This is a genomic window from Rhizobium sp. BG4 (genome assembly GCF_016864575.1).
Classification (GTDB): Bacteria; Pseudomonadota; Alphaproteobacteria; order Rhizobiales; family Rhizobiaceae; genus Rhizobium.
The window spans coordinates 1,545,269-1,560,139 of the sequence record NZ_CP044125.1 but is presented as its reverse complement, the minus strand read 5'-3'; the positions used below and the strand labels follow the sequence as shown (position 1 = coordinate 1,560,139).

General features: G+C 61.3%; 14 protein-coding genes and 1 pseudogene. 7 read left to right on the top strand and 8 right to left on the bottom strand.

Annotated elements, in window-relative coordinates; genetic code table 11:
- The first annotated feature begins 6 nt into the window (after window positions 1–6).
- Complete coding sequence (gene pheT / locus F2982_RS08115) at window positions 7–2,442, top strand: phenylalanine--tRNA ligase subunit beta (RefSeq protein WP_203429764.1); 2,436 nt, start codon at window positions 7–9, stop codon at window positions 2,440–2,442.
- A 46-nt stretch (window positions 2,443–2,488) separates the two neighbouring features.
- Here the strand turns inward: pheT and F2982_RS08110 are convergent, their stop codons facing one another.
- The gene (locus tag F2982_RS08110; RefSeq protein ID WP_199625971.1) at window positions 2,489–2,782 is read right to left on the bottom strand and encodes a hypothetical protein; all 294 of its coding nucleotides are present in this window, start codon (window positions 2,780–2,782) and stop codon (window positions 2,489–2,491) included.
- 247 nt (window positions 2,783–3,029) lie between these two features.
- On the opposite strand from F2982_RS08110, the gene F2982_RS08105 reads away from it, so the two are divergent.
- Window positions 3,030–3,647, top strand: a complete 618-nt coding sequence (locus F2982_RS08105; protein WP_203429763.1) for a hypothetical protein — start codon at window positions 3,030–3,032, stop codon at window positions 3,645–3,647.
- Here the strand turns inward: F2982_RS08105 and F2982_RS08100 are convergent.
- Window positions 3,637–4,080, bottom strand: a complete 444-nt coding sequence (locus F2982_RS08100; RefSeq protein WP_112713941.1) for a GNAT family N-acetyltransferase — start codon at window positions 4,078–4,080, stop codon at window positions 3,637–3,639. The two genes, F2982_RS08105 and F2982_RS08100, sit on opposite strands and share 11 nt — an antisense overlap.
- 11 nt (window positions 4,081–4,091) lie before the next feature.
- Window positions 4,092–5,039 (bottom strand): aldo/keto reductase, encoded by a 948-nt coding sequence (locus F2982_RS08095; RefSeq protein ID WP_203429762.1) that lies wholly within the window; start codon window positions 5,037–5,039, stop codon window positions 4,092–4,094.
- 181 nt (window positions 5,040–5,220) lie between these two features.
- Here F2982_RS08095 and F2982_RS08090 point away from each other — a divergent pair.
- Window positions 5,221–6,206, top strand: a pseudogene (locus tag F2982_RS08090) (Gfo/Idh/MocA family oxidoreductase).
- Here F2982_RS08090 and F2982_RS08085 read toward each other — a convergent pair.
- Together F2982_RS08085 and F2982_RS08080 are read right to left on the bottom strand one after the other, a co-directional pair.
- Complete coding sequence (locus F2982_RS08085; protein ID WP_112713935.1) at window positions 6,207–6,584, bottom strand: GtrA family protein; 378 nt, start codon at window positions 6,582–6,584, stop codon at window positions 6,207–6,209.
- Window positions 6,581–7,603 carry a glycosyltransferase gene (locus F2982_RS08080; RefSeq protein WP_203429761.1) on the bottom strand — a complete coding sequence of 341 codons (1,023 nt, stop codon included), beginning with the start codon at window positions 7,601–7,603 and terminating at the stop codon, window positions 6,581–6,583. The genes F2982_RS08085 and F2982_RS08080 overlap by 4 nt, the downstream gene beginning before the upstream one ends.
- Window positions 7,604–7,758: 155 nt before the next feature.
- Here F2982_RS08080 and F2982_RS08075 point away from each other — a divergent pair, with 155 nt between their 5' ends.
- From F2982_RS08075 to F2982_RS08065, 3 genes are all read left to right on the top strand, one after another.
- The gene (locus tag F2982_RS08075; RefSeq protein WP_203429760.1) at window positions 7,759–9,591 is read left to right on the top strand and encodes a hypothetical protein; all 1,833 of its coding nucleotides are present in this window, start codon (window positions 7,759–7,761) and stop codon (window positions 9,589–9,591) included.
- Window positions 9,592–9,659: 68 nt separating this feature from the next.
- Window positions 9,660–11,246, top strand: coding sequence for an exodeoxyribonuclease VII large subunit (xseA, locus tag F2982_RS08070; RefSeq protein ID WP_203429759.1), 1,587 nt, complete (start codon window positions 9,660–9,662; stop codon window positions 11,244–11,246).
- A gap of 9 nt (window positions 11,247–11,255) precedes the next feature.
- Window positions 11,256–11,846 (top strand): NAD(P)H-dependent oxidoreductase, encoded by a 591-nt coding sequence (locus F2982_RS08065; RefSeq protein WP_203429758.1) that lies wholly within the window; start codon window positions 11,256–11,258, stop codon window positions 11,844–11,846.
- 11 nt (window positions 11,847–11,857) lie between these two features.
- Here F2982_RS08065 and F2982_RS08060 read toward each other — a convergent pair whose 3' ends face one another.
- Both F2982_RS08060 and F2982_RS08055 read right to left on the bottom strand, forming a co-directional pair.
- Window positions 11,858–13,108 (bottom strand): aminopeptidase, encoded by a 1,251-nt coding sequence (locus F2982_RS08060; RefSeq protein WP_203429757.1) that lies wholly within the window; start codon window positions 13,106–13,108, stop codon window positions 11,858–11,860.
- Window positions 13,109–13,207: 99 nt separating this feature from the next.
- Window positions 13,208–13,885 carry a glutathione S-transferase family protein gene (locus F2982_RS08055; RefSeq protein WP_203429756.1) on the bottom strand — a complete coding sequence of 226 codons (678 nt, stop codon included), beginning with the start codon at window positions 13,883–13,885 and terminating at the stop codon, window positions 13,208–13,210.
- 74 nt (window positions 13,886–13,959) lie between these two features.
- On the opposite strand from F2982_RS08055, the gene F2982_RS08050 reads away from it, so the two are divergent.
- Window positions 13,960–14,400 carry a MarR family transcriptional regulator gene (locus F2982_RS08050; RefSeq protein ID WP_203429755.1) on the top strand — a complete coding sequence of 147 codons (441 nt, stop codon included), beginning with the start codon at window positions 13,960–13,962 and terminating at the stop codon, window positions 14,398–14,400.
- On the opposite strand, the gene ybaK is transcribed toward F2982_RS08050, so the two are convergent.
- Window positions 14,397–14,870: a Cys-tRNA(Pro) deacylase gene (gene ybaK, locus F2982_RS08045; RefSeq protein ID WP_203429754.1), complete on the bottom strand. Its 474-nt coding sequence runs from the start codon at window positions 14,868–14,870 to the stop codon at window positions 14,397–14,399. The genes F2982_RS08050 and ybaK overlap by 4 nt on opposite strands.
- Between the last annotated feature and the right edge of the window lies 1 nt (window position 14,871).

Genomic DNA, 14,871 nt, shown 5'->3' with positions numbered 1-14,871 from the left:
GGACCTATGAAATTCACGCTCTCCTGGCTCAAGGATCATCTGGAAACGGATGCCACGCTCGATGAAATCTGCACCCGCCTGACGGAAATCGGCCTTGAGGTCGAGGATGTCGATGACAAGGCGGCTTACAAGCCCTTCGTCATCGCCAGGGTTCTGTCGGCTGAAAAGCATCCGGAAGCCGATCGCCTGAAGGTGCTGTCGGTCGATGCCGGCCCTGACGTCAACGGCGGCAAGCCGCTGCAGATCGTCTGCGGTGCGCCGAATGCGCGCGCCGGTCTCGTCGGCGCGCTGGCACGGCCGGGCGATTATGTCCCCGGCATCGACGTGACGCTCGGCGTCGGCAAGATCCGTGGCGTCGAAAGCCACGGCATGATGTGCTCCGAAAAGGAGCTCAACATGTCCGACGATCACGACGGCATCATCGATCTGCCTGCGGATGCACCGGTCGGAACTTCCTTCGCCGCTTACGCCCATCTCGATGATCCGGTCATCGAGATCAATCTCACGCCGAACCGTCCGGACTGCACCTCGATCTACGGCATCGCCCGCGATCTGGCCGCCTCAGGCCTCGGTACGCTGAAGACCCGCCCCGCGCCATCTTTCGCGGTCGAAGGTGAGACGCCGGTCAAGCTGACGCTCGATCTCGATGACGAGAAGCTCTGCCCGGGATTCGGCCTGCGCATCGTGCGTGGCGTGAAGAACGGTCCGAGCCCGAAGTGGATGCAGCAGCGACTGCTCGCCATCGGCCTGCGCCCTATCAACTCGCTCGTCGATATCACCAACTACATGACTTTCGACCAGGGCCGTCCGATGCACGTCTTCGACGCCGCCAAGGTCAAGGGCAACCTGACGGTCCGCCGCGCCAAGGATGGCGAGACGGTGCTGGCGCTCGACCAGCGCGAATACAAGCTCGGCAGCAACAATGTCGTCATCGCCGATGAGGCCGGCGTCGAGTCGATCGGCGGCATCATGGGCGGCGAACATTCCGGCTGCGACGAGAACACCGTCGACGTGCTGATCGAATCCGCACTCTGGGATCCGATGAACATCGCGAAATCCGGCCGCGGCCTCGGCATCATTACCGATGCCCGTTACCGCTTTGAGCGCGGCGTCGACCCGGAATACATGATCCCGGGTCTCGAACGCACCACCGAACTGGTGCTGGAACTCTGCGGTGGTAAGCCGGCTAAGGCTGAAGTCGTGGGCTATAAGGGTTACCAGCCGAAGGTGGTCGATTTCCCCTATGCGGAAGTCAAGCGCCTGACCGGCCTGGAAGTCTCGACCGAGGAAAGCAACGCTATCCTGACCCGCCTTGGCTTCAGGGTTTCGGGTTCCGGCGAGCGCGTTTCGGTTGCCGTTCCCTCATGGCGTCCTGACGTCGATGGCAAGGCCGATCTCGTCGAGGAAATCATGCGCATCCACGGCGTCGACAAGATCAAGCCGGCGCCGCTGGAAAGTCACGCGGCAGTCAACGGCCGCATCCTGACGACGCTGCAGATCCGCACCCGCGTTGCCAAGCGGGCGCTCGCCTCGCGCGGCATGCTGGAAGCCGTCACCTGGTCCTTCATTTCCGAAGATCAGGCGAAGCTCTTCGGCGGCGGTTTGCCGGCGCTGAAGCTCGCCAATCCGATCGCTGCCGAAATGTCCGACATGCGCCCCTCGCTGCTGCCGGGCCTGCTGACCGCTGCCCAGCGCAATGCCGACAAAGGCTATGGCGACGTCGCGATCTTCGAAGTCTCCGGCACCTATGAAAACGACCGGCCGGAAGGCCAGCGCCGCGTCGCCGGCGGTATCCGCCGCGGCACGGCAACGATGGCGGGTGCCGGCCGCATGTGGTCGAACGCTTCGAAGGGTGGCGGCAAGCCGGTCGACGTTTTCGAGGCCAAGGCCGATGCGCTCGCCGTGATCGAAGCCTGCGGCCTGCCGATGGGCAATATCCAGATCGAGCAGGGCGGTCCCGAATGGTATCACCCGGGCCGTTCCGGCACGATCAAGATGGGTCCGAAGGTCGTTCTCGGCTATTTCGGCGAGTTCCATCCCTCGACGCTCGAAGCGCTTGATGTCTCCGGCGCCCTCTGCGGCTTCGAAGTCTATGTCGATGCCATGCCCGAGCCGAAGAAGAAGGCGACGCGCACCAAGCCGGCGCTGGAGCTTTCGGCCTTCCAGGCGGTGAAGCGCGATTTCGCTTTCGTCGTCGACAAGTCGGTGGAAGCCGGCGCGATCCTGAAGGCCGCAAGCGGCATCGACCGCAAGCTGATCACCGGCGTCAACGTCTTCGACATCTTCGAAGGCGCCTCGCTGGGTGAGGGCAAGAAGTCTGTGGCGATCGAAGTTCAGATCCAGCCGGTCGAGCGTACGCTGACCGACGAGGATTTCGAGGCGCTGACGCAGAAGATCATCGCCAGCGTGACAAAGTTCACCGGTGGCGTGCTTCGCAGCTAAGACCATCAGAACGGAAAAGAAAAACCCGCGCTCGCCGCGGGTTTTTTTAATGCCTCTCTGGAAACAGCGAGTGCATCGCCGTGTTCAACAGTTCATCGACATAGTCGCGCGCCGTCGAAGTGGCATCCTCGGAGAGGTCCATCTCCGCGCATTTGTTCTCGACCGCCTCGCGGATCAGATAAAGCACGCCCCGGCCGATATCGGCCTTCTCGGGCTCGGATGTATCGAGCACCATCGCCAGAGACGTCATTGCCACGACCTCGAGTACCAGCATGCGTCCTTCGATCTCGGCCAGGCTTGCCGCAGTATTGTTCTTCCCGTCCCGTCTTGCCAAAGGCATGGGCAACTCCCCTTCTCACTGGGAAGTTTAACTAGAGCTAATGTAAGCAATGAGAAGGCGGGTTGTGCGAAAATGAAACCGAAACTTACATTGTAAGTTGCGAGTGATTTACTTTGGGTCGTTCGGCCCAAAGTTATACCCGGGCTTGATGATTTCCGAAGCGTGGGGTCAGCCGGTCGTTCCAAGAAATCGGGTGGCGTCCTCCGGCGAATCCGCCGATGCTCTCCGATATCAAGGGAGGAAACCGATGAAAAAACCGGGATCGATGAAAGCGCTGGAAGACATGGGCCGCGCCCGGCTCTCCAAGAATTTCTTCTTTCGCGACTTCCTGCATTCCGAGATCGCCGACTTCTACCGCATACCCAATATCCCTGACGATCCGGACTTGGCGATCGAAGCAGGCAAGAGGCTCTGCGAAGAGCTGCTGGAGCCGCTGCAGGCGACCTTCGGCCGGCTGCACATCCGCTCCGGCTACCGCTCCGCCGCTGTCAACGAGTTCGGCAACAGGAACAAGCTCAACTGCTCCTCGAACGCCGCAACGGCCGCCGACCACATATGGGATCTCAGGGATTTCGACGGCTGCATGGGCGCAACCGCCTGTGTCGCCGTTCCCTGGCTTGTTGACCGCTACAGCGATGAAAGCGATTGGCAGCGCCTCGCCTGGTGGATCCACGACCATCTGCCTTATGCGGCGCTCTGTTTCTTCCCGAAACTATGGGCTTTCAACATCCAGTGGCATGAGCGCCCGCGCCGTATCATCCAGAGCTATGTCCGCCCGCGCGGCATCCTGACCAAGCGGGGCATGGCAAACTGGGATGGCGATCACTCGGAATTCTACCCGGATTTCCCGCCGCTCAGAAATTGATGCGATAGCGGATGTGCCCGTCATTCTCGACATAGCTATCGTAGAGCGACCGTGCCCGGGCATTGCTCTCGCTCGTATGCCAGTAGAGCCGCGACCAGCCATTGGCCTTGCAGAGCGCAACGAGATCGTCGAGCAGCGCCCGGCCAACGCCTTTGCCGCGGATGGTGCCATCGACGAAGAGATCTTCGAGATAGCAATCCTTGCCGTGGATCCACGTTCCCTCATGGGTTAGCGACAGCGTGAAGCCCACGACATTGCCGTCGATCTCTGCGACGCGCATGAAGATCGCCGACGCCGGATCGAAAACCCGGCGCCAGGTGGAATCGCTGATGCTCTCGTCGACCGTGACGTCGTAGAAATCGAGATAATCCTTCCAGAGCGCCCGCCAGCGGGTCTCGTCTTCGGGTCTCGCGTCCCGGATGGTCACGGTCATCGGTGCTCTCCTCAGGCTCCGGCCTTGTCGAGCAGCGCCATCGCTTCGCCTGACAGCGTGAGCTTGGCAGCCTTCGCAAGGCTTTCCAGTTGCGACAGGCTGGTAGCACTGGCGATCGGCGCCGTCACGCCCTTCTTGTTGAGAAGCCAGGCAAGCGCGATCTCGGCCGGCTTGGCGCCGGTCTCGGCTGAAACCTTGTCCAGCGCATCGAGAATGTTCATGCCCTTGGCATCGAGATATTGCGACACTCGGCCTTCGCGCGCCCGGCCCTCGGTATCGGCCTTGCTGCGATATTTGCCGGTCAGGAAGCCTGCCGCCAGGCTGAAATAGGTGATGACACCGATATCTTCCTTGACGCAAAGATCGGCAAGCGGCCCTTCGAAGCTGGCGCGTTCATAGAGGTTATATTCCGGCTGCAGTACATCGTAACGCGGCAGTCCGGCTTTCTCTGCGGCATCGAAGGATGCCTGCAGCAGCGCGGCATCATAGTTGGAGCAACCGAAGGAGCGGATCTTGCCCTGCTGCTTCAGCTTGGCATAGGCGGTGAGGCTTTCCTCATGCGGTGTATCGGCATCCGGCCAATGCGAGAGATAGACGTCGATGTAATCGGTCTGCAGGCGGCGCAGGGAGTCTTCCACCGCCTTCAGGATGTATTGTTCCTTCAGCGTCTTGCCCTGGCCCATGTCCGAGCCGACCTTGGTGATGATGACGGCCTTGTCGCGCGAAACCTTGCCCTTCTTCAGCCAGCGGCCGATGATCTCTTCGGAATCGCCACCCTTGTTGCCGGGAACCCAGGCCGAATAGACATCCGCCGTATCGATGGTGTTGAGACCCGCATCGAAGAAGGCATCCAGAATGTCGAAGGACGTCTTCTCGTCTGCGGTCCAGCCGAAAACGTTGCCGCCGAAGACGATCGGGGAGACGGAAAGACCTGTTTTTCCAAGCCGACGCATATTCATGGCGCTCTCCTAAAGTGCTGATTTATTTGAAAGTGCGGACGCGGCAGAACGCCACCGTCAGATAAACTAGTGCAGCTTCCGGCTGAAGGAAACCAAACTTTCGTGATCTTTCGCCGCGCCATTGCCTGCCCGGCCCGGGGTGAATAATGTGCCCGCAATCAACATTCGGGAGGCTTCATCCATGCTGCGTTTTGGCATCATTTCCACCGCAAAGATCGGCCGCGACGCGGTCGTGCCGGCCATTCAGGACGCCGAGAACTGCGTCGTTGCCGCCGTCGCCAGCCGCGATCTGGCGCGCGCCCGCGAGATGGCGGACCGCTTCTCAGCACCGCATGCCTTCGGGTCCTACGAGGAGATGCTGGCATCCGACAAGATTGATGCCGTCTACATTCCGCTGCCGACCTCGCAACATATCGAATGGGCCATCAAGGCTGCCGATGCCGGCAAGCATGTGCTCTGCGAAAAGCCGATTGCTCTGAAGGCGGGAGAAATCGACGGCCTGATCGCCGCGCGCGATCGCAACAAGGTGATCATTTCGGAAGCCTTCATGGTCACCTACGCTCCCGTCTGGCGGAAGGTGCGCTCGCTGATCGCCGAAGGCGCGATCGGCAAGCTGCGCCACGTTCAGGGCGTCTTCACTTACTTCAACCGCGACCCGGCAACATGCGCAACATTCCCGAGCTCGGCGGTGGCGGTCTGCCTGACATTGGCGTCTACCCCACAATCAGCACCCGCTTCTCCACCGGCAAGGAGCCGCTGCGCATCCAGGCCGTCACCGAGCGCGACCCGGAATTCGGCACCGACATCTATTCGAGCGTCAAGGCCGACTTCGGTGACTTCGAACTGAGCTTCTACATCTCGACGCAGATGGCCAATCGCCAGCTGATGGTTTTCCATGGCACCGAAGGCTTCATCGAGGTGAAGTCGCCCTTCAACGCCGACCGCTGGGGCCCAGAGGAGATCGAACTCAGCAATCGCGGCCACAACCAGTCCACCATCTTCCGCTTCCAGGACAGCCGCCAGTACCGCAAGCAGGCCGAAGCCTTCGCCCGCGCTGCCAAGGGCGAGCAGGAGGAGATCGTCACACTGGAAAATTCCAGGCTGAACCAGAAGGTGATCGATGCGATCTATCGCGCCAGCGAGAAGGACGGCTGGGAGCCGGTCTGATCACTCGCTGCGGAAGACGAAGCGGGAATAGCCGAAAAAGCTGAAGAACATCGACGCGGCGGTGGCAAGCACCAGCGCCGCGAGCGGCTGCAGCGCCGGAATGGTCAGCAGCAGGGCGGCGTAGAGGCCGTAGTTGACGAGTGCGGAGGTGATGCCGACCGAGCCGTAACGAAAGCCCTCGACCGCAAGCGAATGCGGCGAGCGGTCGAAGGTGAAGGTCCGGTTGAAAATCCAGGTCGCCACCATCGCGACGGCGATGGCGATCAGCCGCGCGATGAAGGGGCCGAGCGGCGTGAAATGCAGGAGCAGCGTCAGCAGCCCGGCATCGACGACAAAGCCGATGCCACCGGCAATACCGAAGCGCAGCAGCTTCTTCACGCCACACCTGCCTTGCGCTGCGCCGGTCTGCGCGGCGTGGTGATGACATCGGGGGCGGCCTTGGCGGCGGTATCCACCTGGCGGGCCACCTTACCTGCGGCCATGTAATGGATACGCAGCTGTTCCGCACGCGAGCGGGCAACGGAATCGAGGATCGTTCCTGCCGTAAACAGCATGAACGAGATCATCATCAGCGCCATCGAAAGCACCCATGTCGGCATGCGGCTGACAAGTCCGGTTGCGAAATATTCGGCAAGCACCGGCGTCATGAAGCCCATGCTCGCCAGCATGAAGAACGCGCTGACTATGCCGAAGAAGGCAAACGGCCGGGTTTCCTTCATCAGCATCGCAAACATCCAGAGAATCTTGCCGCCATCCTTGAAGGTCGAAAGCTTGGAATGCGAGCCTTCCGGGCGGCGGCCGTAATCGAGCTCGAGCTCGCTGACCGGCAGCTTCAGGCGGGAGGCATGGACGGACATTTCAGTCTCGATCTCGAAACCGCCGGAGACCGCCGGGAAGCTCTTGACGAACCGGCGCGAGAAGGCGCGGTAGCCGGAGAAGATATCGGTGAAATCGGGACCGAAGATCGTCCGGTAAAGCACGTTGAAAATGCGGTTGCCGAAGGCATGGCCCTGTCGCCCGGCATCTGCCTTGACGTTGCGGCGTGTGCCAACGACCATATCGGCGCGTTCGGTCAGCAGCGTGCGGATCAGGTCTTCGCCGTCTTCGGGCGCATAGGTGCCGTCGCCATCGGCCATCAGATAGATATCGGCATCGATATCGGCAAACATCCGGCGCACAACATGGCCTTTGCCCTGGCGCCGTTCACGCACCACGCTGGCGCCTGCCAGCATCGCATGCAGCGCCGTACCATCGGTGGAATTGTTGTCATAGACATAGATCTGCGCTTCGGGCAGCGCTGCCTTGAACCCGCGCACAACGGCCCCGATCGTCGCCGCCTCGTTATAGCAGGGGAGGAGGACGGCAATGGTCGGAGTATCGTTCTGCGATCTGTTCATGTTCTTCTCACCGGGTTTGACCGGGGCGCAATATAAGTCAGCCAGTGTTAATAAGACGCTATGACGCAGGCAGGTCTATGCACTGGGATGGGACGTTTTACTCTTTCTTGATCGGCTTCGAATAAACTCGCGCGAACTGGCAACGGATTCCCGCAATGACGAACGCCGCAGAGATGACTGCCAATTCACCTTCGGAAAGCAAGCTCGCAAAACTCCAGGCGCTGTTCTCACGTCTGTGGCCATCGGTGCTTGCCTATAGTGCGGTGCTGATCGTTGCGGTTCTGTTTATCAAGCTCCCTTCCGCCAAGGACTATGTCGGTCCTGACAACGATGACGGTATGCGTCTCATAGAAGTTCGCGACTTCCTGGCGGGGCAAGGTTGGTTCGATCTCATGCAGTATCGTCTTGGGGTCGGCGGTACGCTCATGCATTGGTCCAGGCTCATTGACCTGCCGATCGCGGCACTGATCAAGTTTTTCGGTTTGTTTGTCGCTGGTGAGCGTGCGGAAGCCTTGGCATTGGCGGTGTGGCCAGTCTCGCTCGTGCTTCCGCTGATGCTTGCGATGGCAATCGCCGGGCGCCGGATTGGTGGTGCGCTAGCGATGCATATATCGCTCGCCCTCAGCTTTCTCATGATCATGACGAGCGGCCGGTTTCTTCCGGGCGCCATCGATCATCACAATGCCCAGATGGGCTTGGTTGCGATGATGCTGGCCATGCTCCTTGATGACAAGTATCGAGCCTCAAGCCTGGCTGTCGCCGGCTTCTGTGCTGCTGTGGCTATCGCCGTCGGCGCCGAAACCACGCCGGCGGTCGCGTCAGTCTGCATCATCGTGGCCACCGCTTGGGCTTGGCACGGCGAAATCTATGCCGGGGCGGCGAAGGCCTTCGGGTTATCAATTGCGGTCTTTGTCAGCATCTTCTTCTTCGGCACCGTGCCGCCAAGCCAATATTCAGCGGTAACATGCGACAACCTCTCGCTCGGCTTTTACAGCCTTTCGGCGATCGGCGGCGGGCTTCTGTTCGTTTCAGCCGCATTTTTTAGCAAGGCCTCTCGCCGCACACGCTTCGTTGTGCTTGCCGCCGTCGGTGCCTGCATTGGCGTCTCCGCTCTCCTCATCGCGCCGCAATGCTTGCGCAGCCCACTGAGCACGCTTGATCCGATGCTTGTCGAATTGTGGCTGAACACGATTTCCGAGGCGCGCTCCTTCGTCGAGATGTCGCGATCGGAGGCATATATCCTGGGCGCATTCTACGCGACTGGCTTCCTCGGCCTCGCAGCATGCATTTTCCGCATCATTCAGCGCGACCGGGTCGAAATTCATCTGATCTTGTTTTTCATGCTTGGCGTGAATTTGGCGATCGCTCTGGTCCAGGTACGGGGCGCGGCCTATTCCAACATGCTCTCGATCCTGCCACTGGCACTGCTTATCGTCGACGTGAGGAAGGTCTCCAACGCCGATAGCGAGAATATTGCCGCTGCGCTCTGCTACATACTCGTGGTCATCGCGAGCGTTCCGGCAGCCTGGGCCGTGGGCGGCGATCTCATCGCCATGCAGGCGAACAGAGCAAAAGGTCTGGTCGTCGATGACAGCGATCCGGAGGCCGCCTGCAAGTCGCGTGAGGCTATCGCCCCATTGACCAATTTACCGCCGGGCATGGTTGTTGCCTCGTATGAAATGGGCGTGCCCATCCTGCGCTTCAGCGCCCAGCATGTGCTCACGGCGCCGTACCATCGCAATCCACGCGGAATGCTGACAGAACTGCATATTGGGCTAGCCAAACCGAAGGAAGCCGAAGCTTTCATGCGAGGCGCTGGCGTTGCGACCCTGGCTTTCTGCAAGGATGATATCTCGTCGCAACAGCTCCAGCGCCTGAAACCAGACGGCCTCTACGCCCAGCTCGCCAAGGGCAACATCCCAAATTACCTGCAGCCTTATGCGACGGCGAGTGGGGTCGAGTATTTCCTCTTCAAGCCGGTGGATTGAAGCCAAGCAGCGCGTCGAGGCGCGATCTTCGGGCTGATCTTTTTCGGTACTTCGGATAGAACGAAGGCATGAGCAATGTCTTCGACAGCGATTCGCCAACCAATCTCGCCGAATATTCGGTCTCGGAGCTTTCCGGCTCGATCAAGCGTACGGTCGAGACCGCCTTCGATCAGGTGCGGGTGCGTGGCGAGATTTCCGGTTATCGCGGGCCACATTCCTCGGGGCATGCTTATTTCTCGCTGAAGGATGACCGGGCGCGTATAGATGCCGTCATCTGGAAGGGCGTGTTCTCGCGTCTGCGCTTCCGCCCGGAAGAGGGCATGGAAGTCATCGCCACCGGCAAGGTCACCACCTTCCCGGGCTCATCGAAATATCAGATCGTCATCGAAACGCTGGAGCCTGCCGGTGCCGGCGCGCTGATGGCGCTGATCGAGGAGCGCAAGCGCAAGCTCGGCGCCGAAGGCCTGTTCGATCAGGCCCGCAAGCGGCGTCTGCCCTATATGCCGAAGGTGATCGGCGTCGTGACCTCGCCGACCGGCGCCGTCATCCGCGATATCCTGCACCGCATTTCCGATCGCTTCCCCGTCCACGTTCTCGTCTGGCCGGTGAAGGTGCAGGGCGATGGTTCGGGCGAGGAGGTGGCAAATGCCATCCGCGGTTTCAATGCCTTCGGACCCGGCGGCGAAATCCCACGGCCGGATGTGCTGATCGTTGCGCGCGGTGGCGGCAGCCTTGAGGATCTCTGGAGCTTCAACGACGAAATCGTCGTGCGCGCCGCCGCTGAAAGCACCATCCCGCTGATATCGGCCGTCGGCCACGAAACCGACTGGACGCTGATCGACTACGCCGCCGACGTGCGCGCGCCGACGCCGACGGGTGCCGCCGAAATGGCCGTGCCTGTTCGCGCCGAGCTTGAGGCGCAGCTTGCCGGTCTCTCGGCCCGTCTTCAGGGCTGCGTCAGCCGCCAGATGGATCATCGCCGCCAGTCGGTGCGTGCGCTCATGCGTGCGCTGCCGTCGCTCGATCAGCTGCTCGCCCTGCCGCGCCGCCGGTTCGATGAAGCGGCATCGGGTCTCGGCCGTGGTCTGGAACTTAACACCATAAACAAGCGCCGCAGCTTCGAGCGGGCGGCATCGCATCTGCGTCCGGATGTGCTCTCCAATCGCATTACCGAGCGGCGGCAGATGCTCGCCGAGCGGATGACCCGTGCCGAACGGATCGTCGAGCGCCGTTTCGATGCCCTGAAGGGCCGCGTCGAGCGCTTCGGCGTCACGCTCTCTTCGGTCCCCGCGCGCCTGATCACCCAGACCGCCCGCATGCGCGACCACCTGGCAAATCTCTCCCGTCACGGCGATACCGCCGTACGCCACCAGCTGACGCGGGCGAGGGGAGAACTAGCAGCTCAGGACCGCGTGCTGCAGTCGCTGTCCTACAAGAACGTCCTGAAGCGCGGCTATGCCGTGATCCGGGACGATGAGAACCGGCCGGTCTCGCAGGCCGCGATGCTGTCGGCCGGTGCCGGGATTTCGATCGAGTTCTCGGATGGCCGTATCGGCGCCGTCACCACCGACGGAGGCCCGCCACAGCCTGCGAAGAAACGCTCGGCTAAGCCGGACGAGCCGGCAACGCCGCCGAAACAGGGCAGCCTGTTCTAGGGAGCCTCGATGCGCATCCTGCTCGTTCTTGCCCATCCGCTCAGAGACAGCTTCGCCGCATCGGTCGCAGCGGAAGCGCAGGCGACGCTCGCCAGTGGCGGACATACGGTCGATCTTCTCGATCTCTATGAGGAGGATTTCGATCCGCGGCTCAGCCGTAGTGAGCGCGGCGGATATTTCGACGATCCCTATGATACATCAGCCGTCGCGGGCCTGGTCGAAAGGCTGAAAGCGGCCGATGGCCTGATCCTCGTCTTTCCGCAATGGTGGTTCAATTTTCCGGCGGTCCTCAAGGGCTTCTTCGATCGCGTCTTCGTGCCCGGCGTCGCGTTCACGCATGATCCTGCCGGCGGGCGGATCGTTCCGCAACTGACCAATATCAAGCTGCTCTGGGCGCTGACGACGACAGGGTCGCCTTGGTGGCTGGTGCATTTCTATATGGGCAATCCGGTGCGCCGGCTGCTGAAGCGCGGCATCGCCAATTTCTGCTCGAAACGGCTCGATTTCCGGATGCTCAGCCTGCACGATATGGACCGTGCAACAGCAGAGAAGCGGCGCGCCCACCTGGAGCGCGTCCGCAAGGCATTATCGGAGGTATGACGCCGGGCCGCTCAGGCCCACTCGCCCTTGCGCATGACAGGCACGCGCGATCCATCCGGGTTGATGCCGTCGATATCGACCTTGTCGGAGCCGATCATCCAGTCGATATGGATCAGGCTGGAATTGCCACCCTGCGCCTTGAGCTGATCCTGGGTCAGGTTGGCGCCATCAAGGAAGCATTTCGAATAGCACTGGCCGAGCGCGATGTGGCACGAGGCATTTTCGTCGAACAGCGTGTTGTAGAACAGGATGCCGCTCGCCGAAATCGGCGATGAATGCGGCACCAGTGCCACTTCGCCGAGGCGGCGTGCGCCTTCGTCGGTATCGAGCACCTTGTTCAGCACTTCTGCGCCGCGCGTTGCCTTCGCCTCGACGATGCGGCCGCCCTCGAAATGCACCTGGATGTTGTCGATCAGCGTGCCCTGGTGCGACAGCGGCTTGGTGCTCGACACATGGCCCTCGACGCGCAGCGCATGCGGCGTGGTGAACACTTCCTCGGTCGGGATATTCGGGTTGCAGGTAATGCCGTTCTTTGCCATCGAAGCGCCGCCATGCCACTCGTGGCCGTCAGCGAGGCCGACGGTCAGGTCGGTGCCCGGTCCCTGGAAATGCAGCGCCGAGAAGCGCTGGCCGTTCAGCCAGGCCGAACGCTTGCGCAGATTGGCATTATGCTCGGCCCAGGCGGCGATCGGATCGTCCAGATCGACACGCGATGCGGCAAAGATTGCCTTGGCGAGTTTCGCAACGGCGATCGCTTCCGGATCGTTCGGGAAGACCAGCTTGGCCCAGGAAGGATTCGGGTAGGAAACGATGTTCCAGTTGATGTCGAAATTCGAGATCTTCTCGAGCGCCGGCTTGTAGGCGGTCGAATTGGCGCGGTTGGCGCGGCTCACCTTGCCTGGATCCTGCTCCGACAGCAGCATGGGATTGTCGCCGGCGATCGCCAGGCGCGCGGCATTGTTGGCATAGGCTTTCGCCATGCCGTCGTAGAGCCAGCCGGATGCCCGATCGAAGCTCTCGTCGCTGCCATATTGATAGCGCGCCAGCGTCGATTCCTCGTCGGAATAGAAGGAGTTCACCAGGCCCGCACCCGCCTGATAGGCGTGCTTGGTGATCAAACGGACGAGCGGTATGGCAACCACCGGCGCGGTGATCACCAGGTCCTGGCCCTTCTGCAGCTGCAGACCCACCTTCACCGCCACCTCCGCAAGCTTGTCCAGCTTCACCGGATCGACGGAATGGCCCTGTGGCATGAAGTTCATGGTCGCTACCTCCTGATAGAATTGCAGGCAGCAGACTTAGACCCGTTTGCGGCGAAATTGAAGCTCGACGCTTCGGATTCGCCGCGCCGGAACAAATGCTCAGGCCGCATTCCGCCGGAGCAGAACGGATTGGTGCTTTTCGAGAAAGGTCATCAGCCGTTCCGGATAATCCGGGGAGGCGGCCGCACGCACGCTCGGTCGCTGCGCAAGTTCGCGCCGCCACGCCTGAACCTTCGGTAACCCGTCGAAGATATGGCTTTCGGCCAGCATGTCGAAGACGTCGAAATAGCGGAAGATCGGTGCAAAGACGGCGTCGACGAGGCTGAAGTCTTCTCCCGCGAAGAATGGCCCCGCCGAAAGCTCTGCCTCGAACGTCCGGAACTTTCCGGCAATGATCTTGCGCTTGTCCTCAAGCTGCGCCGCATCGCTTGTGGTCTCATAGGTCCAGAGATCGGCGAGTATGGAGGAGCCGAACTCCATCCAGCCACGATGCCGGGCGCGCGACAGCGCATCTGCGGGATGCAGCTTTGGACCCGGTTGCGCCTCGTCCAGATATTCGCAGATCGCCGCACTCTCGAAGAGCACGGCTTTTTCGCCGTCCTCTTCTATGACCAGCAGCGGAACCTTGCCGAGCGGCGAGATCTTCAGGAACCAGTCCGGCTTGTTGGCGAGGTCGATCAGTATCCGCTCGAAGGGCGCGCCTTTCTCGCCGAGCGCGATCGCCGCGCGTTGCACATAGGGGCAGAGATGATGGGAGATCAGAGTAAGCTTTTGCATTGGGTTCTCCACAATAGATGTAAGTGCATATAAATAGGATTGCAGCTTCTGTCAAGATAGATGTAATTGCATTCATGTCCGAAGAAACCATTCCCTCAGATGCCGTCACCCAAGCCTGGATCGGCATCATGCGCGCCCAGCAGAAACTGCTGCAGGCCATCGAGACCGACCTGAAGAAGGCGGGGATGCCGCCGCTCGGGTGGTACGATGTTCTGTGGGAGCTTGATCGCGCGCAGGATGGCCGCTTGCGCCCCTTCGAAATCGAAGAGCGGACGCTGCTGGCGCAATATAATCTCTCCCGTCTGATCGATCGTCTCGAGCGCGAGGGCTTGGTGATCCGCGAGACATTTGCGGACGATGGCCGCGGCCGATGGGTTGCCGTGACGGACAGCGGTCGCGCCCTTCGGGAGCGGATGTGGACCATCTATGGGAAGGCGATCGACAGGCATGTCGGCTCGAAGCTCGACGATGCCTCTGCGGGCGCGATCTCGAGGCTTCTGAAGAGGTTTGCCTAAGCGATCAGCGAAGCTGCTTTGGCGCTCAGTGCCTTCACTGCATCCGCCGGCGCAAGCCTCACCTGCAGCCCGCGCTGTCCGCCATTCATGTAAACCAGCGGCTCGGCAAGCGCCGCTTCCTCGAAGGCGGTGGGAACAAGCTTCTTCTGGCCGAAAGGGCTGATGCCGCCGACGTGATAGCCGGTCAGGCGCTCGGCATCGGCGGGCTTCATCATGTTTGCAGCCTTGCCGCCAAATGCGGCAGCAAGCTTCTTCATGCTGACTTCGCGGTCCGACGGCACGACGACGCAGACCGGCTTGCCGTCGACTTCGGCCATCAGCGTTTTCAACACGCGGTGCGGCTCTTCGCCGAGCGCCTCTGCCGCCTGCAGGCCGACGCGCTCGGCATTCGGATCGTAGTCATAGGTATGCACGGTGAATTGCACGCCGGACTTTGCTAGAACCTGCGTGGCGCGCGTCGTCTTAGACATG

What these genes read in the sequence shown, in the direction of transcription:
- pheT (WP_203429764.1), top strand. Translation starts at nt 7, where the DNA reads ATGAAATTCACGCTCTCCTGGCTCAAGGATCATCTGGAAACGGATGCC.
- F2982_RS08110 (WP_199625971.1), bottom strand. Translation starts at nt 2,782, where the DNA reads ATGCCTTTGGCAAGACGGGACGGGAAGAACAATACTGCGGCAAGCCTG.
- F2982_RS08105 (WP_203429763.1), top strand. Translation starts at nt 3,030, where the DNA reads ATGAAAAAACCGGGATCGATGAAAGCGCTGGAAGACATGGGCCGCGCC.
- F2982_RS08100 (WP_112713941.1), bottom strand. Translation starts at nt 4,080, where the DNA reads ATGACCGTGACCATCCGGGACGCGAGACCCGAAGACGAGACCCGCTGG.
- F2982_RS08095 (WP_203429762.1), bottom strand. Translation starts at nt 5,039, where the DNA reads ATGAATATGCGTCGGCTTGGAAAAACAGGTCTTTCCGTCTCCCCGATC.
- F2982_RS08080 (WP_203429761.1), bottom strand. Translation starts at nt 7,603, where the DNA reads ATGAACAGATCGCAGAACGATACTCCGACCATTGCCGTCCTCCTCCCC.
- F2982_RS08075 (WP_203429760.1), top strand. Translation starts at nt 7,759, where the DNA reads ATGACGAACGCCGCAGAGATGACTGCCAATTCACCTTCGGAAAGCAAG.
- xseA (WP_203429759.1), top strand. Translation starts at nt 9,660, where the DNA reads ATGAGCAATGTCTTCGACAGCGATTCGCCAACCAATCTCGCCGAATAT.
- F2982_RS08065 (WP_203429758.1), top strand. Translation starts at nt 11,256, where the DNA reads ATGCGCATCCTGCTCGTTCTTGCCCATCCGCTCAGAGACAGCTTCGCC.
- F2982_RS08060 (WP_203429757.1), bottom strand. Translation starts at nt 13,108, where the DNA reads ATGAACTTCATGCCACAGGGCCATTCCGTCGATCCGGTGAAGCTGGAC.
- F2982_RS08055 (WP_203429756.1), bottom strand. Translation starts at nt 13,885, where the DNA reads ATGCAAAAGCTTACTCTGATCTCCCATCATCTCTGCCCCTATGTGCAA.
- F2982_RS08050 (WP_203429755.1), top strand. Translation starts at nt 13,960, where the DNA reads ATGTCCGAAGAAACCATTCCCTCAGATGCCGTCACCCAAGCCTGGATC.
- ybaK (WP_203429754.1), bottom strand. Translation starts at nt 14,870, where the DNA reads ATGTCTAAGACGACGCGCGCCACGCAGGTTCTAGCAAAGTCCGGCGTG.